Annotated in this window: 19 protein-coding genes and 1 tRNA gene; 12 read left to right on the forward strand and 8 right to left on the reverse strand. The window is 44.5% G+C overall.

Going from position 1 to position 18963, the window contains the following annotated elements:
* Positions 1-21: 21 nt before the first annotated feature.
* From thpR to N2317_02410, 4 genes are read right to left on the reverse strand one after another with little or no spacing between them, the layout of a single operon-like run.
* Positions 22-603, reverse strand: coding sequence for an RNA 2',3'-cyclic phosphodiesterase (gene thpR / locus N2317_02395; protein ID MCX7816348.1), 582 nt, complete (start codon positions 601-603; stop codon positions 22-24).
* Positions 600-1847 carry a competence/damage-inducible protein A gene (locus N2317_02400; protein ID MCX7816349.1) on the reverse strand — a complete coding sequence of 416 codons (1248 nt, stop codon included), beginning with the start codon at positions 1845-1847 and terminating at the stop codon, positions 600-602. Before N2317_02400 ends, thpR begins: the two co-directional genes overlap by 4 nt.
* A complete protein-coding gene (locus tag N2317_02405; GenBank protein MCX7816350.1) occupies positions 1844-2305 on the reverse strand; it encodes a phosphatidylglycerophosphatase A in 462 nt (153 codons plus the stop codon). Before N2317_02405 ends, N2317_02400 begins: the two co-directional genes overlap by 4 nt.
* A gap of 24 nt (positions 2306-2329) precedes the next feature.
* Positions 2330-2632 (reverse strand): hypothetical protein, encoded by a 303-nt coding sequence (locus tag N2317_02410; GenBank protein ID MCX7816351.1) that lies wholly within the window; start codon positions 2630-2632, stop codon positions 2330-2332.
* 87 nt (positions 2633-2719) lie between these two features.
* Between N2317_02410 and N2317_02415 the strand changes: the two genes are divergently transcribed.
* From N2317_02415 to N2317_02435, 5 genes are all read left to right on the forward strand, one after another.
* Positions 2720-3121, forward strand: coding sequence for a hypothetical protein (locus N2317_02415; GenBank protein ID MCX7816352.1), 402 nt, complete (start codon positions 2720-2722; stop codon positions 3119-3121).
* The gene (locus tag N2317_02420) at positions 3108-4883 is read left to right on the forward strand and encodes an aldehyde ferredoxin oxidoreductase family protein (GenBank protein MCX7816353.1); all 1776 of its coding nucleotides are present in this window, start codon (positions 3108-3110) and stop codon (positions 4881-4883) included. Before N2317_02415 ends, N2317_02420 begins: the two co-directional genes overlap by 14 nt.
* Before the next feature lie 95 nt (positions 4884-4978).
* Positions 4979-5737 (forward strand): glycosyltransferase family 2 protein, encoded by a 759-nt coding sequence (locus tag N2317_02425; GenBank protein MCX7816354.1) that lies wholly within the window; start codon positions 4979-4981, stop codon positions 5735-5737.
* Positions 5734-6006, forward strand: coding sequence for a lipid-A-disaccharide synthase N-terminal domain-containing protein (locus N2317_02430; GenBank protein MCX7816355.1), 273 nt, complete (start codon positions 5734-5736; stop codon positions 6004-6006). The genes N2317_02425 and N2317_02430 overlap by 4 nt, the downstream gene beginning before the upstream one ends.
* Positions 5981-7471: a glycosyltransferase family 39 protein gene (locus N2317_02435; protein MCX7816356.1), complete on the forward strand. Its 1491-nt coding sequence runs from the start codon at positions 5981-5983 to the stop codon at positions 7469-7471. Before N2317_02430 ends, N2317_02435 begins: the two co-directional genes overlap by 26 nt.
* A 112-nt stretch (positions 7472-7583) precedes the next feature.
* Here the strand turns inward: N2317_02435 and N2317_02440 are convergent, their stop codons facing one another.
* From N2317_02440 to N2317_02450, 3 genes are all read right to left on the reverse strand, one after another.
* Positions 7584-9668, reverse strand: a complete 2085-nt coding sequence (locus N2317_02440; GenBank protein MCX7816357.1) for an acetate--CoA ligase family protein — start codon at positions 9666-9668, stop codon at positions 7584-7586.
* Positions 9669-9756: 88 nt separating this feature from the next.
* Positions 9757-10854, reverse strand: coding sequence for a radical SAM protein (locus tag N2317_02445; protein ID MCX7816358.1), 1098 nt, complete (start codon positions 10852-10854; stop codon positions 9757-9759).
* Positions 10841-11692 carry an alpha/beta hydrolase gene (locus tag N2317_02450; GenBank protein ID MCX7816359.1) on the reverse strand — a complete coding sequence of 284 codons (852 nt, stop codon included), beginning with the start codon at positions 11690-11692 and terminating at the stop codon, positions 10841-10843. The genes N2317_02445 and N2317_02450 overlap by 14 nt, the downstream gene beginning before the upstream one ends.
* Positions 11693-12158: 466 nt before the next feature.
* Here N2317_02450 and N2317_02455 point away from each other — a divergent pair, with 466 nt between their 5' ends.
* Complete coding sequence (locus tag N2317_02455; protein MCX7816360.1) at positions 12159-13481, forward strand: DUF362 domain-containing protein; 1323 nt, start codon at positions 12159-12161, stop codon at positions 13479-13481.
* Positions 13482-13528: 47 nt separating this feature from the next.
* Here the strand turns inward: N2317_02455 and N2317_02460 are convergent.
* Positions 13529-13613 (reverse strand) — tRNA-Leu (locus N2317_02460).
* A gap of 116 nt (positions 13614-13729) precedes the next feature.
* On the opposite strand from N2317_02460, the gene ruvX reads away from it, so the two are divergent.
* From ruvX to N2317_02490, 6 genes are all read left to right on the forward strand, one after another.
* Positions 13730-14164 (forward strand): Holliday junction resolvase RuvX, encoded by a 435-nt coding sequence (gene ruvX, locus N2317_02465; GenBank protein ID MCX7816361.1) that lies wholly within the window; start codon positions 13730-13732, stop codon positions 14162-14164.
* The gene (gene mltG, locus N2317_02470) at positions 14161-15159 is read left to right on the forward strand and encodes an endolytic transglycosylase MltG (GenBank protein MCX7816362.1); all 999 of its coding nucleotides are present in this window, start codon (positions 14161-14163) and stop codon (positions 15157-15159) included. The genes ruvX and mltG overlap by 4 nt, the downstream gene beginning before the upstream one ends.
* 76 nt (positions 15160-15235) lie before the next feature.
* A complete protein-coding gene (mraZ, locus tag N2317_02475) occupies positions 15236-15682 on the forward strand; it encodes a division/cell wall cluster transcriptional repressor MraZ (GenBank protein MCX7816363.1) in 447 nt (148 codons plus the stop codon).
* Positions 15683-15695: 13 nt separating this feature from the next.
* Positions 15696-16628, forward strand: coding sequence for a 16S rRNA (cytosine(1402)-N(4))-methyltransferase RsmH (gene rsmH, locus N2317_02480; protein ID MCX7816364.1), 933 nt, complete (start codon positions 15696-15698; stop codon positions 16626-16628).
* An 8-nt stretch (positions 16629-16636) separates the two neighbouring features.
* The gene (ftsL, locus tag N2317_02485; GenBank protein ID MCX7816365.1) at positions 16637-16963 is read left to right on the forward strand and encodes a cell division protein FtsL; all 327 of its coding nucleotides are present in this window, start codon (positions 16637-16639) and stop codon (positions 16961-16963) included.
* Positions 16964-16970: 7 nt separating this feature from the next.
* Positions 16971-18962: a penicillin-binding transpeptidase domain-containing protein gene (locus N2317_02490; protein MCX7816366.1), complete on the forward strand. Its 1992-nt coding sequence runs from the start codon at positions 16971-16973 to the stop codon at positions 18960-18962.
* Position 18963: the final 1 nt, after the last annotated feature.

An 18963-nucleotide genomic window follows, 5' to 3' on the forward strand; every position in this document is an offset into this window, starting at 1 on the left:
TCAAAAATATCAATTGTTTTTTTATCCCCCAAAAGGAAACGAGTCTAGCTTAGTGTACACGGCCCCACTCGGTGTTAAATTGCTTTGAAAAAGAATGAGTTTATCTACTTTAAATTCACCGAATCGCGCGTGTTTTTGCGTTTTCACCAATTCCATAAGCTCCGGAATTGGTTGGGGTTTTTTTAATCGTCCCAGGGTGAGATGACCCCTGAAGTCTCTTTCCTCGTTTTTGAAGCCCAAACTCTGGAAGACATGTTCAAGTTTGCTCTGAAGGTTTTTTAGCGTATCTACGTCACCGCTTGTGCCCACCCACAATACCCGCGGACGCTTAAGGTCAGGGAAAGCACCCAGCCCTTCTACACTAATAATGAATGTCGGAGATGCAGTGCATACGGTGCGTATTGATGTGCTGAGCGATTTGAGGGTGTCTCTGTGTACAGTTCCGAAAAATTTCAGCGTGAGATGGATGTTTTCCTTACGCACCCATGTAATGGAGTACTTTAGAGTTTTTTTTAATTGTTCCTCAAAGATTGAGAGTGCCCTTTGGATTTCTTCGGGGGGTTCTATAGCGAGGAAAGCCCGGATTAAACTTTCATTTTTCATTTCAACTTTCCTTTCAGGTAATTGTTGAGAAGCATCAAGGCTGAGTGGGCCATGATAATTTTGTTACGTCTTCTATTCCAGCGAAACGTGTAGTGGCGAACGAAGGTGTCTTTATCATCTGCAAGAGCAATGTAAACTGTACCCACGGGCTTGACGTCAGTTCCACCCGTTGGTCCAGCTATCCCTGTGGTAGACAGTCCCAAATCGGTTCTTGAGATCTTTTTGATACCTTCTGCCATCAATCGGGCTGTTTCTTCACTTACAGCTCCGTAGCGTTCAATTGTTGTTTCAGGTACACCGAGGATTTCCACTTTGGCGGTATTACTGTAAGCGATTAGACCCCTTTCGAAGAACGCAGAACTTCCAGGTACGTCTGTCAGGTGATCGGCGATGAGTCCACCTGTGCATGATTCGGCTACGCTTAAAGTGAGTCCTTTTTTAATCATTTTAGAAGCAACAACTTGCTCGAGTGTCTCTTCGTCGGTTGCGAAAATGTAAGAGGATAACCTGTTTTCAACCTCGCTGCACACCCTTTGGAATTTCTGAAAGGCTATGGTTTCCGATGAATCTTTGACAGTGATGACCACGTGATTTTCCGGAAAAATTGGATAGAAACCGATCTCGATACCATCATCGTCTTTTACGTCCTTGAGAATTTCATCTATTCTGGACTCAGTAAGCCCGAAAGTCTTGTATGTTCTTGAAAATGTAAAACCTGTTGATTCTGGAAAGAATCGCTTCATAAGGGGGAGAACGCCAGAGGAAAACATCTGCGCTGCTTCGCTGGGTACACCGGGGATAACCGCTATGAGTTTTTGTTCTCTATAAAGGGCAAATCCCGGCGCTGTTCCGGTAGTATTTGGAATAATTTCTGCACCTATGGGGAATCTTGCTTGTTTTGCATTGTTTTCTGTCCACGGAAGATTCCGAGATGCAAAGAGATTCTTAATATGGGCGAGGACATTTTCTTCGGTATACAGGGGGAGATTAAAGAACCGAGCAATCGCCTCTGTAGTAATGTCGTCCTGGGTGGGGCCGAGTCCCCCTGTGATTACGATTACATCGGCCCTTTCCAAAAGAAATCTTAACCCATATTCGATATCCGTGAAGTTATCGCCTACAGATTCAATGGCGACAGTACGCCATCCTTTTTGGTGGACTTCACGGGCGATCATTGCAGCGTTATGGTCTACAATTCGACCAGTTGTGAGTTCGTTCCCTATTGTGAGGATACCTACGTTCATGAGGCCCCCCATAGTTTTGTTATCAGGTGCAAAGAAGTACAAGCGTATATACCCGCTGCAACGTCGTCCATAACAATCCCCCACCCTCCTGGTAGAGCCTTCTGAATTCTACGTATGGGAAACGGTTTAACGATATCAAAAAAACGAAAAATTAGAAAGCCCGCAGTAATGTTAAAAAAATCAGGAGAAACGAGAAACATAGTCCACAGAAAACCTGTTATTTCATCGATAATGATTGGTGGCGCATCTTTTTTCTTGAGATTCATCTCTGCAATACCGGCTATGTACACGCTGAGAATTGTAAAGGCAAGTATTGTAAGGAGGTAAAGGGTCCATTGAAGATCTACGAGGGCAAGGAATATGGGAATTCCAAGAATTGTTCCCGCTGTTCCTGGTGCGTACGGTACAAAACCGATACCGCAACCCGTAGCAAGTATTTTTGCAACTTTTGCGCTCAACGAGACAGTCCTTATGAAGACTCTTTATATCTTGGTTACGTCAATTCCTGCCTTTATAGCCAGTTTGTATGATTCCCTTTTCAGAAATATGCCAATACATATGACGGAGAAAGAAAAAATTATACCCCCCGCACCAATTTTTGCTCCAAGTACCCATCCATCTTCGTAGAGGTAGTAAAATAGGATTGGGAGAAACATTATGATAAGGAGAAAACCCACCTGAAAGAGAAGGTCTCCTATGAGCCAGAGTCGAGCCGCTTTCGGTGCTCTGACAAGCATCTTTTCGTAGAGAGGATAGTCTAACGATGTTAAAAACCTTCGTTTCATATCTTACTTACTGTTAACATGACGCTATTTCCTTGACAAGATGTTTGTTAAGTTTAAAAATTCTTCTACCCTATGCGATTGGTGGTTTTGGAAACCGAAAGGTGTGTGGGTTGTCAGAGCTGCATGTTCGCCTGCACCCGCAGGCAGGGAGGGGCGGGTCTTGCACGGTCATGCATATCTGTGAAGTCTATAGGGGGTATGGAACGCGGATTCAAGGTAATCGTCTGCAGGGCCTGTTCTGACCCACCGTGTGCCAGGGTATGTCCCACTGAGGCCCTGACTCCCCGGACGGGTGGTGGTGTGCGAATGGCAATGTCTAAATGCATAGGGTGTGGATATTGTAAAGAGGCATGCCTTTTGGGAGCGGTAATGTGGGATGAGGGGCTTAATAAGCCTATGATCTGTTTGCACTGTGGATTCTGTGTACGCTATTGTCCCCATCATGTGTTGGGGATGAGAGAAGAGAAGTTCGAGTATGTTATCCGGTGATCCTCTAAGCAACGTTCTCTACATTGATCTTACGCGCAAGTCTTTTTATGTACTTGAGCGACGTGACCTCTTCGCGAAGTATCTGGGAGGCACCGGTGCGGCAATTGCTCTATTGCACGAGGAATGCCCACCTGACTGCGATCCTTTGGGGGAAGAGAATCCAATAGTATTTGCTGTAGGTCCCTTGACGGCTCTCTACCCGCTGGCTTCGAAGACCGTGGCTGTGTTCAAGTCGCCGCACACGGGAAATCTTGGGGAAAGTCACTGTGGAGGTCGCAGTGCAATTGCCATTCGTATGGCGGGATACGGTGCAATAGTCATAAAAGGAAAAAGTGAAATACCTTTATATGTGGCTGTTCATGGGAATAGAGTATCTTTTCACGACGCCTCGTCGATTTGGGGTATGAGGAGTGATTCCACGGGACGGGTGATAAGAGAAAGGGAAGAAGGTGCGGGACTTCGAACAATTATGAGGATTGGTCCAGCAGGCGAAAAACTTGTAACTTACGCGTCGGTAGCTACAGAGACTTATAGACACTTCGGCCGTCTTGGTTTGGGTGCTGTTTTTGGTAGTAAGAAGTTGAAAGCTGTGGTCATTTCTGGCAAACGGATGATTCCCATCGCTGATCTTAAAGGCTACAGAAAACTTTACGATCACATCTACGATCTTGCTGTTTCCTCACCAGTTATGAAAAAGTATCATGATCTGGGAACGGCAGAAAACGTATTGTCCTTAAATAGGTTCAAGGGTTTACCAGTTAGGAATCTTCAGGAAACATCCTTTGAAGGCGCGTTAAACCTTTCAGGAGAAACGTTTGCAGCCCGCTTTCTGGGACGGAGACTTGCGTGTGCTCACTGTCCTGTTGGATGTATTCACATCGCTGCTTTGAGAGAGCCCTATGAGGATGAGCCATACTTTTATAAAACCTCCATGATTTCATATGATTACGAGCCTATTTATGCGCTTGGAACGATGCTCGGGATTAAGAATCCGGAGGATTTTCTTGTTCTAATGGACAGGGTGGAGGCCTTAGGTATGGATGTTATGACTACGGGTGTAACGCTCGCCTGGGCGACGGAAGCGATGGAAAAGGGTCTGATCTCTGTGAAAGATACGATGGGTGTTTGTTTTTCTTGGGGGGATGTGAAGAGCTATATGGAGGCATGTCGAATGATTGTGGAGCAGCCAAACGAATTCTATCGATCTCTTGCAAGGGGAGTAAAGTTTGCAAGCGAGATGTACGGCGGCAAAGATTTTGCGCTTGTTCTCGGAGGAAACGAAATGCCGGGGTACCATACAGGTCCTGGTGCTCATTTGGGAGTTCTCATTGGCCTTCGCCATAGCCATCTCGATAATGCAGGTTATAGTTTTGATCAAAAGCTACTTTTGGAAAGGGAAGTTTCACCAGAGGAACTTGTAGATGTACTACTTTGTGAAGAAAGATGGCGACAAGTATTATCTTCTCTAGTTGTATGTTTCTTTGCTCGAGGTATATACACACCCGAGGTAGTCCTGGAGCTTTTGAAGACTACGGGATATGAATTTAAAGAAGGAGACCTGCAGCAACTTGGTCATTTTATCTACTTTAACAAGTTTCGATTTAAAGTGAGGGAGAAATTCGCCATTTCTTACTTAACTCTTCCAAAACGTCTTTATACAACGCCGTCTCCTACTAGATCGCTAGATCCCGAATTTGTTGCACGGGCTCTTGAACATTTTAAACGCGTTATGGAGGAGGATGAGAAAAGATTTTCACCATAGTACTTTTTGTTTCGTAAAATGTGTTGTCGTAAAGTTGTAGTGGATTTCGAGCGAAGTTTTGCAAATAAAAACGTTTAGTGTTAGGTTGCCTTTCTGTGAAAACTGAGGTGAGTATAGTCATACCTGTGAAGGATGAGGCGGAGAACATAGAGGTTCTCGCAGCGGAGATTAATGCGGTTATGGGGTCACAATTCGATATTTGGGAATGCATATGGGTTGATGACGGATCTAGTGATGAAACTCCCCTGATTTTGGAGAGAATTGCCAGGGAAGATCCTCACCATCGATTTGTACAGTTGTCACGTAACTTTGGTCAATCGGCAGCACTTTTTGTCGGGTTTAAAAAGGCGAGGGGTGATATTATTGTTACCCTCGATGGTGATGGGCAAAACGACCCTTCTGACATTCCTCGGCTTGTCGGACTCCTTATGGAGCGGAATGTAGATATGGTGAATGGTGTTCGATTGGAACGGCATGATTCGCTGGTTAGGAAAATTTCTTCCTGGATTGCCAATAATTTTCGCAACTGGGCAACCGGAGATCGTGTAACCGATGTTGGATGTTCTCTCAGGGCATTCAGGTCGTATTGTGTAACCCATCTCCCTCTTTTCAAGGGAATGCACCGCTTTTTCCCCACTCTTGTTAGAATGGCAGGTTATACGAAGATAATCGAGACCCCTGTGAATCACCGTCAACGTCTCAGGGGGAAAACGAAATATGGTATACGCAATAGGCTATGGGTGGGATTGGTCGATATTTTTGGAGTTAAGTGGATGCAGAAAAGATTTGTTTTCCCCTCGGTAAAATGCGAATTTCCAGGTTCCGGGGACAATACGCAGCGGAGGGGTTTATGACCAACACATTTTGGCTTGTAGTTGGATTTGTGGCTCAGGGTCTTTTTTCTGCGCGTTTTTTGGTACAGTGGATAGCGAGCGAACGAGCAGGTAAAAGTGTGATGCCGGTGTTATTCTGGTATCTGAGCATCGTTGGTGCGGCATTGTTACTTGCTTATGCCATATACCGTCGTGATCCTGTTTTTATTCTTGGTCAGTCTGTTGGATTGATCGTGTATGTGAGAAATCTTTACCTGATACGGCGTGAAAAAGCTTCTCTTTCTGAATAAAATTTGTGATTCTCGAATTTCAGCGATTCTAGTAGTTGCTCTGCTGGCAGGTGTTGTTGCCTTTGCATTTCAAGGCACCAGGGGGCTTTACGAGACCACCGAAGGACGATATGCTGAGGTTGCCCGGGAAATGCTCGAAAAGGGCAACTACCTCGTACCCACCCTGGACTATAGGCCTCACTGGACTAAACCCCCCTTTTTTTACTGGATTGAAGTGGCAGGAATAAAGGTGTTTGGGTTGAATGAATGGGGTCTGCGGACCGGAAACGCTCTAGCGTTTCTTTTGACAAGTGTTTGTGTTTCGTTTTTTGGAGTTTCGTTGTGGGACTGGAAAAGGGGATTCGTTGCGGGATTGATCTATGTCTCTTCACCATTTCCCGTTTTTGCTGCAAATGCCCTATCCACTGACACAGTGCTTACTTTATGGGAGGTTCTGGCTGTTTTCTTTTATGTGAAGGCGTACAGGGAAATTAGGGTTAAGGTGCGGCGCTTCTTTATTTGTGGAATGTGGTTGGCTTTTGCACTTGGATTTTTAACCAAGGGTCCTCCTGCCCTTCTACCTTTTTTAGCTATTCTTGTGTGGAATCTAAAGCGGGAAAGACCTGTTAAACTTTTCTATTTTGCAGGTATTTTCGTTTTTCTTATAGTAGGTTTCTCGTGGTTTAGCTTTGTTATTTACCGAAATCCGGAGCTTCTCGATTATTTTTTAAGGGTGGAGGTGCTAGAGCGTGTTGCTTCGGAAAAGGGACATAATCCCCAATGGTATGCGCCTATCACTGTTTTTCTGCCGGTTCTTGTTTTAGGTCAGGGTGCTTGGTTATACTTTACTCTACGGGGAATGATCTCTACATTCAAAGCAGGTGTGAAGAATTTTATCCTCAACATCAAAAAACGAGAAGAAACAGCATTTCTCTTCTTATGGATTTTGATTCCTCTCATTGTTTTCTCCTTCTCTAAGAGCCGCTTACACCTCTATGTTCTACCCCTTTACGCTCCAGTATCTTTGCTCATAGCCAATCACGTGTGTGAGGAAGGTTTATGGGGCACGAGGCGTATCCTTATCGTTGCTACCTTCAGCATTGTGATCCTCGTCACTTTAAAATGGATAGTTGCTATTTACCCTAATAGAAACGATATGCGCGCCGTTTATGAAGCGGGTATTCGACTTGGGGGTAGAGGGGCGCATTACTACGTTTTTTCAGAGGACAAACTCTACGGACTTGAATTTTACATGGAAGGTAAACTCCAAAGGGTTGCTGGGGAAAATGTCGACCACCGTTTCAATATGAAAATTGATGATCTGCTGTATCAAATCTCCACGGGGACCTCTGGTGGGAGGCACCTCATTCTCGTGTCCAGGAACAAGTTGCCTGAGTTTGAGCGATTTTTATCGCGGTATTCTCTGAGGATGGAAACTGGCGGCTCTGATAAGTGGATCTGGTTTAGTCTCAGCAAGCAGGAGTGAAGTGTACCCAAAACCAGGAGTAATCCATCACCTGGAACATTTCGGGGTACTCCGTTTCTTATCAAATTAGAACGCAGGGTTAATCTAAAACCTGGATAATCAGTAAGCCCTTTTACTCAAAGATAATTCTCGCATCTACTGGGACGCATTTTTCTTCTGAAACGATGACAGGGTTCAAGTCCATCTCCTGTATTTCTGGAATAACTTGAGCCATGAATGAGAGTCTCTCTAAAATATCGATAAGCATTTCAATATTTACAGGCTTTTCACCTCTGACACCTCTCAATATGGGATAGATCTTTAGTCTTTTTATCATCTCTTCTGCCTCTTTTCTACCAATTGGGGTGAGCTCTCTTGCGATATCCATAAAGACCTCTGTGTAAATTCCTCCAAGTCCGCACGCGATGACATGCCCGAATTGGGGATCCTTTTTCAACCCTAGAAGTAGTTCTTTGCCTACGATGTGTTTCTGTATTTGCCAGGATGAAATGCTCAATTCAGCATTTATTTTTCGCACGTTTGATTCTATACGTTTGAATGCTCTTTTCAATTCTGTGGCGTTACGAATCCCGGTTTTTACCCCTCCCCACTCACTTTTGTGAAGAAATTCCGGGCCGGTGACCTTAAGCACTACGGGGTACCCAATTGCTGCCGCCACGTTCTGCCCTTCCTCTATGGAGTAAACAGTTTTAGATTCTGGAGTGGGTATGTCAAAGGCAGAGAGTAATTCTTGTGCTGCATCACCTACTAGTATTTTCCCCTTTTGCTTGAGTTTTAAAACCTTTTCCTCATCGTAGGGGAAAGTTCTCACTTCGGGTTTCTTCAATGTTTTGTTTTTTGTTGCTTGAAGTGCAAAGTTGAGCGCTAAAACAGCTTGTTCCACTGATTCAAAGCAGGCGGTACGATCAATCTTCTCTAAGTCTTTAACAAAGTACTCTCGATCCAAGTAGGGCCATACTGCAAGAGGTTTATCACTCTTTGTTTTTTTTCTGAGTTCATCGATGACATCTACGATTTTCAGATCTTGGTGTAATGGCGAGTTGGAGACGGGGAATATACCGATGATGGCATCAGCCTCATCCGATGTAAGTAATGACTCCAGCGCTTCAGAAAAGGCTTCACGAAAACCTTTACCGATCATTCCGATTGGCCATATATCAATAGGATTCTTTACGTGAAGCCAGTCTGGAAGCCCCTGTGTAAGCTTTTCTGCAAGACCTTCAGGTAGTTTCGAAGCGATGAGTCCCTGTTCTTCCGCTGCATCGGCGAAAATGATACCCCCTGCACCCGTGACCGTAATCACCGCAACACGGGGTCCCTTCATTTCTTTGAGGAATAGGAGGGCGTGAACGGCTGTTTTTAAATCGTCCATCGTTTTCACTCTTATAATACCTGCCCTGCGAAAGGCAGCGTCAAATACGTGATCTTCGCCCACAAGAGATCCCGAGTGGGAGAGGGCCATCTCCCCTCCGTACTTTGTTCTACCCGTTTTGAGCACAACAATTGGTTTTTTCTTTGTTATGTCTGTGGCTAGTTCCAGAAAGGCCTTGCCCCGTTTTATTCCCTCCATGTGTATGCATATGATCTCCGTTTGGGGATCCTTACCAAAGTATTCTAGGGCATCTACAAAGTCCACATCACATGCATTTCCTATGTCTATCGCTTTCCCTATGTCCCCATAAAATATTTCATGCGAAGCAACCTGGAAAACGCCAGACTGGGCTATAAGTGACACAGGTGCGAATTTCTCTGGACGGGGTTTATCGACAAAAGATGAGGTGAAGCAATCGTAGTTGTTTAAGACTCCCATGGTGTTAGGCCCCATTATCCTTACACCGTTTGTCTTGGCAAATTGGGTAAGCTCCTCTTGGAGAGATTTTCCAACGTCATCTGCATCTGCAAACCCCTGGGTGATAACAATGATGCGTTTTATCTCTTTTTTTGCGCACTGTTTTACAATTGAAAGCACTCTGTCCCTACTCACGGAGATGATAGCCAGATCGGGTGATTCAGGGATATCATCTACAGAGGAATAAGCTTTTAGGCCACATATATGTGAGGCATTGGGATTTACGGGGTATATTTTCCCCTTGTAACCATAGCGAAGCATCATTTCCACATTGTTGAAAGTTCCGGGACCAGTTTTCCTAGGAACGCCAATTACGGCGACTGAAGCGGGGTTAAGAAATAGATTCATGCTTATGCCTCCCAAATTTTATTTCGGTTTGCCTCTGAGTACTTCACTCTTTGCGTTGTCAAAGTTATATGATCTGATTAACGTAAATTTACTTAAGAAGATGAACATTTCCTAACCTTACCCTTTTGAGTCCCACTTGCAAAGCCGTTTCACGACACTGCTCTGCCTCTTTCCAGCTCATAAGGGGGAGATCCCGAAAAAAGTGGTGCGGAAAAAAGGCAAGGAGCGTGTAGGGTATGTCAGGGTCAAGTTGAGCTAAAAATCTGGCAATTCCTGCTACTTCTTCCACTCCGACGTATCCTGGAACGAGGAGTGTACTTGCCACGAGGAATGGAGGATCGGGACGTTTTGGGATGAATTTTGCGAGATAGGCAAAATTATCCATTGTCTTTTTGTTGCTTACCCCAGAAAGAGTACGGTGGAGGTTTTCGTTTATGGCTTTCAAATCGAATTTTATGCAACCTCCTGAAATCAGAGAAAGCTCAGCCATTTCGTCGATAAAAGTTTCATGTATGTTTCCGTTTGTTTCCCAGCATAATCGGAGGATTCTCCCCCTTTTTTTTCTGATAGCAAGCCGGCATACTTCTAGAGCAAAGGGCATCTGTGGGGAAGGGTCTCCCCCGAAGAAACACAGGCAAGCTGTGCGTTCTGTTATAGCATCCACCAGTTCCTCGGGAGTGTGTAATTCACTAGGTTCTACGGCCATTGCGTGGTAGCTCCTGTTCTGACAGAAAAGGCAATCGAACGAGCAGCCTCCAAAAAAAACAGCAAGATTCGTATATCCGCATTCTTTGTTAGGTGTGTATGAATAGTCTGGGTAACCACTTTGTGAACCGGCGGGACACACCCAGTCAGCCACACAGTTTGTTGGAAGGGGATCATGGTACCAAGTGACGAGGCCCTTTCTGCTGTCCCCTGCAATCACGGCTAGTCGGTTATCTCTGTTCTCTTTGAGTCCGCAAAACCCCCTTTTTCCAAGTTCTATACAGCAGCGGTTTGGGCAAAGAAAACATGTGACACCACCACTTTCTTTGGGTGGTGTTGCCGGAAGTGGATAGCGACTCTGTTTGTGAGTTTTTAGAATTAGTTCTTCTAACTCGGGGCCTGATAGATTTTTGATACAATCGCCGCATATAAGAAGCGACCGTGAGACAGGATATTTACCGCAGAGCTTACATGTTGCCATTTTCTGTACACTTTTTTTGTGATAGAAAGTCCATTACAGCTTTTGTGAACTCTTTTGGATTATCCGTCATTACAGGATGGGCTGCCCGGGAAATTTCATGTATGCGGCAGTTCTTAATTAAAGTGCTCATTTTAAAAGCTCCTTCTCTTGTGAGCACCCGACTTTCCTCTCCTCGTACGATCATTGTGGGGCATTCTATGTATTTTAGATAAGGTCTTAGGTCGTAATTGTCGAAATTGCGGAGCACCTCCCTATGAAAACAGAGACAGAAGCTGCCGTCTTCCGTCTTTTTTAAATTATGCAAGGCGAATCGAGAAAGGCTCTCTTTTTCTGCGTATGTGCTGTTCTTTTTTAGTATATTGACGTATTCTTCTATTGATGAGAAACTTTGTGTTAGCGATAAGTAGAGCTTTTCAAGGTATCGTTTATTCCACACTGGGGGAGCAGGTTCTATGTCTGTGTGTACGAGTGCTTTCACTTTTTCCGGGAAAAGGGTTGCAAACCGCGTTCCATGAAGTGCCCCCATGGAATGGCCCACAATAACCATTTTTCTCAGTTTTAAATGTTCGGTGAGTGCGTGGATGTCTGAAATATAATCCTCGCATTTATAAGCGGGTGGATCCGTCCAGTCACTGAGACCGTGACCGCGCTGATCGAGAGCTATAACGTAATGGGTATCCATGGCACTTTTTGCAAGGTTTTCCCAGATCCAGGCACTGTCTCCAATACCGTGAAGGAGAAGTAAAGGCTCTTTTATGTTTGTACCTCCTGTTAGATAATGGAGTTTTAGCCGGCCATTTGCGAAGAAATTGCTTCGGAAGATTTGGTCTTTGTTCATTTTTACCTTTCTGTAACGGTATTATATATTGTGAAGGAACTTTGGCAGTCAATAGATAAAAAATTAAAAAATTTTTAGTCCCTTCAAACATTAAACCCTCTTTACCAACATAGTTTGAATTAGTGGCTAAGCATTGATATTGCTGCTGATAAAGGATGAAGGTAAAGAATCTGTTTTGGGAAAACCCTCATTTGTTTACTACTCTTAGAGCCTCTTGCTGTTTATATGGGAGGCCCGTTGAGGTATATTTTACTGACTCGTGTGATTGATATAGACTAAACGGCTCGCTTTAAATAAACCGTTATACTATCTGCCTATAAAAAACTTTTTTGTAAATTGTTTATCTTTGGGGTTTGAGATACGGAGCTTGAAGTGGTGCATTAATCAGGTTTTATTGTAAAGATGTCTTGACAATGAAGGAAAGTATAATCTTATTCAATTCAACGGACAAAAAGGGGGTTCAACTATGGATCGAAAGAAGGTAGCAATTGTGAAATACGAGAAACCATACGAGTCTGTCGAAAAAGTGGTTAGTCTTTGTAAAGGGCTTGATCATCTACCGCACAATGCAAGGGTCTTTATAAAACCCAATATTGTTTTCTGGACAAAGGTTACGGCGTTTCCCAAATGGGGAGTTATAACGACGTCTAGGGTTATCGAGGATGTGGTGATAATCCTGAAAGAAATGGGAGTACAAGATATAACAATTGGAGAAGGCACTATCACATATGATCCGAAGGATAGAGAAACGCCAGCCCATGCATTCGAAACTCTTGGGTACGGCACACTTAAAAAAAGGTACGGGGTAAGAGTGGTGAATGTTTTCGAAAGATTCTTCGAAAAGGTTGATTTTGGAGATGGGGTTGTGTTGCGCGTAAATGCCGATGTGCTTCAGAGTGACTTTGTGGTAAATGTTCCAGTCCTCAAAACGCATGCCCAGACTGTTGTTAGTCTTGGAATTAAAAATTTAAAAGGATTCCTGGACATCGATTCACGGAGAAGGTGCCACGGCACCGATCCGGCAAAAAATCTTCATTATATGATATCCAGACTTCCCTTAAAGCTCCCTCCTACTTTGACTCTTATCGATGGTATCTACTCGAACGAAAGGGGACCCAGTTTTGACGGGAGAATAAGGAGGACTGACATACTCATTGCTTCCTCAGATATTTTATCAGCTGATATGGTGGGGGCGAAGGTTCTTGGCTACGAACCACGCGAGGTTCCTCATTTAGTATATGCTGCAAAAGAATGTAATAGACCGCTGGATCTTTCAGATGTGGAAATACTGGGTGAGAGAATAGATGAGATCGGCTTGCATTATGAGTATTCTTTTCCTTACACGGATGATGATTCTCTTCCATCGTCTTTAGCTATGATGGGTATAAAGGGACTTTATTACAGGAAATACGACCTCACTATGTGTTCCTATTGTTCAAGAATCAACGCGCTTATACTCCCAGCGATTGCCAGGGCCTGGAAAGGTGAACCTTGGGATGAAGTGGAGGTCCTCACGGGAAAATCCATGAGGCCCTCCAAAGGTAAAAACAAAACGATACTTCTTGGAAAATGTATGTATCAGGCTAATAAAGACCACCCTGACATAAAAGAATTGATCGCAGTGAAGGGATGCCCGCCGAAACTAAACGACATAGTGGAGGCATTTCACAAGGCTGGAATAGATATAGACCCTTCTCTCTTTGATGATATTGATAAATATCCAGGCACATTTATGAAACGCTACGAGGGCAAACCAGAATTTGATGAGTCTTTTTTCAGGGTTGTGTAAAGGTTCCTTTGTGGCTTGTTTTTGAGTTGAGAAAGCCAAAGATTTGATGCCGGAGGTGGGATTCGAACCCACATGACCTCAGGGGTCGGGGGATTTTGAGTCCCCTGCGTCTACCAGTTTCACCACTCCGGCACTATATTACGCATAATATGGGCCAGGTTAAAAAGTCAAGGGGGAAATATGCCTTGAAATTTTAAAGAAGTTATTAGTATAAGCTTTACTTTCGAAGTGGTTTGGGATTTTTGTAAATGGCTATACTAGGAATAGATTACGGTGAAAAGCGAATAGGAGTGGCGATTAGCGATGATATGGGGCTTTGCGCCTTTGCGTTGACTACTATTCGCAGAGGCAGTAAGCAGAGGGACATCGCTGTAATATGTGAACTAGTAAAGAGTCGTGGTGTAGAGCTTATTGTTGTGGGTTATCCTGTTTGCCTTAACGGATCGGAGGGCGTGCAATGTCGGAAAATAAAGTCTTTCGCAAAGGAGGTGGAGAAAGCCACGGGCAGAGAGGTGGTTCTCTGGGATGAAACCCTTTCAACTTGGGAGGCTTGGGAATTGATGGAGAAAGCGGGTGTAAGGAAGAAAAAACGAAAGGAGGTTGTTGATAGCATGGCTGCCGCGGTCATCCTTCAAGGTTTTCTTGAAGCCCGCAGGCGAAAAGGTGGGGGTGGTTTTTCGTGAATTTGCTTAAAAGTAGGGGAATTTTTTACCCTATTTTTTTGGTTTTTATTTTGATGCTCGTTATTTTAATTGTTTATGCATACGGGCCAGTGTCAAGTGACAGAAAGACTATTCTTATAGAGATCCCTCGAGGGACTAAATTTTTCCAGATAGTAAATCTTCTTGATGAGGCAGGGTTAGTTAATAATAGGCCTCTCTTCTGTGTTCTGGTGATTGCTAAGGGTGCGGCACGGAAGATAAGGGCAGGAGAATACGAATTTTCCACTTCTATGTCGCCTTTAGAGATCATAGAGAAGCTTCTCGTGGGGGACATAAAGAAGTATAGAATTACAGTGCCTGAAGATCTGAGCTTGAAGGAAATCGCCGCCCGACTTGCGGCCGAAGGTTTGGTCGATGAAAGTACATTTCTTTATTGGGCATACAACAGGGAATTTATTTCCTCACTGGGAGTGGAAGCGAATAGCATAGAGGGGTATCTTTTCCCTGATACATATTTTTTTGATAGATCTATGACAGCTCGGGATATAATAAGGACGATGGTAAAGCAGTTCTGGAAAGTGGCGACACCTGCGCTTAGACAGCGGGCTGAACGGATGGGCATGAGTGTCCACGAGTGGGTCACGTTAGCATCTATTATAGGAAAAGAGACCAGTTACAGTGCTGAGAAACCTCTCGTATCAGCTGTTTTCCACAACCGGATGAAAAGGGGAATGAAACTTCAGAGTGATCCGACGGCAGTTTATAATATTGACTTTAATGGAGTTATCACCAAGACCCATTTGCTTCTTGATCACCCTTACAACACCTACAGGATTTATGGATTGCCTCCTGGACCAATTGCGAACCCTGGACGGGATTCTCTTTTGGCTGCCCTTTATCCTGCCAAGGTGGATTATCTGTACTTTGTTTCTAATGGAAATGGTTCCCACCGATTCTCATCCACACTTGAAGACCATAACCTTGCGGTTCAGAACTATCGATCTCAGAGAAAATGATTTTTAAATTTCCCTTGACAAGGTTTTTACTCCCCCCTATAGTGGAGCAAAGTGGATTGTTGTGGAGGACAATCCCGTGTCTACATTCCGGGGGCAGTACTATCATACCATTGATGAAAAGGGCCGTATAATCTTTCCCTCTCGTTTTCGTGAGGTGCTCTCAGAGAAGTATGATAACCGTCTCGTCATAACTAAATGGGACGGATATCTCATGGTGTTTCCCTACGATGAGTGGCGGATCATTGAGGAGAAAGTGGCGCACCAGTCCATTTTGCGAAAGGAGATCCGTTCATTTCAGCGTTTCTTCATGTCTGGAGCTGTGGATTGTGCCCTCGATTCTCAGGGGAGGGTCCTCATTCCTTCAAACTTCCGAGAATATGCAGGCCTGGACAGGGATGTGGTTCTTGTAGGTATGCTTAGGGTCATTGAGATATGGAGCAGGGGCCGTTTTGAAGAGGAAATGCGGAAGATAGGTGAAAATATGGATTTGCTTATGAATTTTTTGAATAGCATTGGCATTTGAATGGTACGCTAAGATGGGTGATTTCCATGTACCTGTTCTGCTTGAAGAGGTGGCTTACTACCTTAATTGTCGAAGTGAAGGGATATACGTTGATGGTACTGTTGGGGGTGGAGGACATGCTCACAAGATTCTGGAAATGTCGGCTCCAAATGGGAGACTCATTGGTATAGACCTTGACGAAGATGCTCTGAAAACCGCTGAGAGAAATCTTAAAAAATTTGGCGATAGGGTGACTTTAATCAGAGGTAACTTTGCCGATGTGGAAGATATCCTGGGCAGGTTAAACATTTTTCGGGTTGACGGTGTTCTTCTCGACCTCGGTCCTTCTCTGCATCAACTTACATCACCAGAACGGGGTTTTGGCTTTTCCGTGGATGGTCCTCTGGATATGCGAATGGACAGGAGGAGTCGACTAACGGCGAAGACGATAGTTAACAGATTTGGTATTGAGGAGCTGGAGGAGATAATTTGGAGATACGGTGAGGAAAGGATGGCTGCAGAAATAGCACAAGCTATAGTCAAAAAGAGGGAAACTTCGCCCATTGAAACCACGAAAGAGCTGAAAGAACTGATCATGTCAGTTTTGCGAACAGGGGCGAAGAGATCCATTAATCCGGCAACGAAAACATTTCAGGCTTTGCGTATCGCCGTAAATAGGGAACTGGAGAATCTGAAGAAGGCCATCCCTGCCTGGATAGAAGCTCTTAATCCGTCGGGTAGAATGGTTATCATTTCCTATCATTCCCTTGAGGATCGTATTGTTAAGGAAGTTTTCACTTTTTACTCCAAGGATTGCGTCTGTGCCCCACGCATTCCTCATTGTATATGTGGTCACAGTAGAAAAATAAGATTGATAACGAGAAAACCCGTTCGCCCTACGGACGAAGAAGTGCAACGTAATCGCAGGGCTCGAAGTGCAAAGTTAAGAGCCTCAGAGAGAGTCTAGTGATGGATATGAACCAGTTTTTTAGCAAATCTCACTTTTCATATTTGTATAACCCTCTTAGAGGTTTATCTGTATCAAGATGGGTTTTTTTAGCTTTGCTATTTATGTCGGTATTCCTCCTTTACGTATGGAGTCACGTAAACATGACGCGATTGGAGTACAAAATTGCGGAGGCAATGGAGGTTCAAGTTGCACTCCTTGAGGAGCAGAAGAGGTTAAAACTAGAAATCGCCCGTTTAAAATCGCCGCGGCGTATCAGTGCTATTGCTCAGGAAAGACTAGGGCTTGGGCCTCCTTCACAGGATCAGATTATCCTGATCAGGTCAAAGGAGTAGGTTTAAAGTGACCTACATAGAGAAAAAATGGCTTCGTTTTCGGATAGCAACTGTACTTGCAAGTTTTGCGGTATTTTTTCTCGCTTTGATGACGCGAGCGTTCCAATTACAAATAATTTCAGGGGAAACACTCAAGAATCTTGCCAATCGTCAGCACTTTAAGGTTGCTGAAATATTGCCTGAACGTGGTAAAATTTATGACCGCAATGGTGTTGAGCTTGCAGTAAGCTTAATGGTTGAGTCAGTTTGTGCTGATCCTAGCAGAATTCGCAATCCCAAAGTGGTGGCTGATCACCTAGCCAGAGTCCTCGAAATGAATGTGGATGATATTTATAGAAAACTGACAGGAAGCGGTGGTTTTTCCTGGATTGCCCGACACATACCACCCGAGAAAGCAGAAATGGTCAAGGCATTGAGGTTGGATGGTATATATATGATAAAGGAGCCGAAACGTTACTATCCTCACGGAGAATTGGCTGCTCATCTTCTTGGTTTTGTGGGGATGGACTCCGTTGGCCTGGAAGGTCTAGAGTTGAAATACGATAAGTACCTTCGGGGCACACCAGATAGGCTGGTATGGGTGAGAGATGCAAAGGGTAGGCACCTTTATCCTCGTGTTGAACAGAGTCCGGACGGTAAAGGGGAAACCTATCATCTTGTGTTGACTCTCGACAGTAAGCTCCAACACGTGGTGGAATCTCAGTTGCGGGAGGCCGTGAAAGAGAAAGCGGCAAAGGGCGGCCATGTCATAGTGATGGATCCTCGAACAGGGGAGATCCTCGCTATGGCAAGTGAACCAGCGTTCAATCCCAACGAATTTAGGCAGATTCCTCCTTTTATTCGGAAAAATAGGGCAGTAACCGATAGTTACGAGCCCGGTTCTGTTTTGAAGCCTTTTGTAGTAGCAGCGGCCCTTGAGGAAAAATTAGTGAGAGAGGGAGACAGGTTCTATTGTGAAATGGGACGTTATACAGTAGGTAACCGCGTCGTTCATGAGGCTCAGCACAAACGATACGGATATCTTAACGTTAGAGAGATTATTAAGTACTCAAGCAATATAGGAGCCGCAAAGATCGGGGAGCGACTGGGCAGAGAGCGTTTGTACAAATATTTGAGCAGATTTGGATTCGGATCAAAGACGGGGGTTGGTTTGCCTGGAGAATCGCAAGGGCTGTTAAGACATTACACGTACTGGAGAAAAGTGGATACAGTGGCGGTTTCTTTTGGTCAGGGGATAGCTGCAACACCTCTTCAGCTGGTTACGGCGCTTTCTGCGATTGCGAATTCTGGGATACTTATGCGACCCTACGTTGTTAAGGAAATCCTTGACTCTCGTGGACGTGTGGTAGAAACATTTCAACCCACGGTAGTAAGGCAAGTTCTTTCTTACGAGACATCTAGAAAGATGAGGGCCATAATGAAATCTGTGGTAAGTGACGACGATGGAACAGGAAAGATGGCAAGAATAGAAAGCGTATCTGTGGCCGGGAAAACGGGCACGTCTCAAAAATTTGATTTCAAAAAGGGGGTTTACTCCGTGGATAGGGTCTGGGCTACCTTTATGGGATTTTTCCCGGCAGAGGAACCAAAATTAGCAATTATTGTGGTTTTGGACGAACCCAGAAGAGACCGTTGGGGTGGTTTGGCATCTGCACCACTCTTTCAGAGGATCGGGGAACAAATTCTGGTATGCTGGAGAATGGACCTCCGGGACCGTTTGGTTGGTGAAAATGGTATAAATCAGTGGAAAGGAAATATAAGACTTGCTGAAGCTTTAAAGCCATATGTGGTGGTTAATGAGGATAGGATAGATGATAGTGGGAATAGAGTTCCCGATTTCAGAGGGCTGACGATCAAAGAAGCATTCAGGAAAGCAAGGGAAACGGGCGTGGAACTAAGTATAGAGGGAAGTGGTTGGGCTGTAAAACAGGACCCGTTGCCAGGTGCAGTTTTTGGTAGGTCAAGGTTTTGTAAAGTGATCTTTAGCAGGGGGATGTAAT

The organism is Syntrophales bacterium, assembly GCA_026417625.1.
Taxonomy (GTDB): Bacteria; Desulfobacterota; Syntrophia; order Syntrophales; family UBA8958; genus JAOACW01.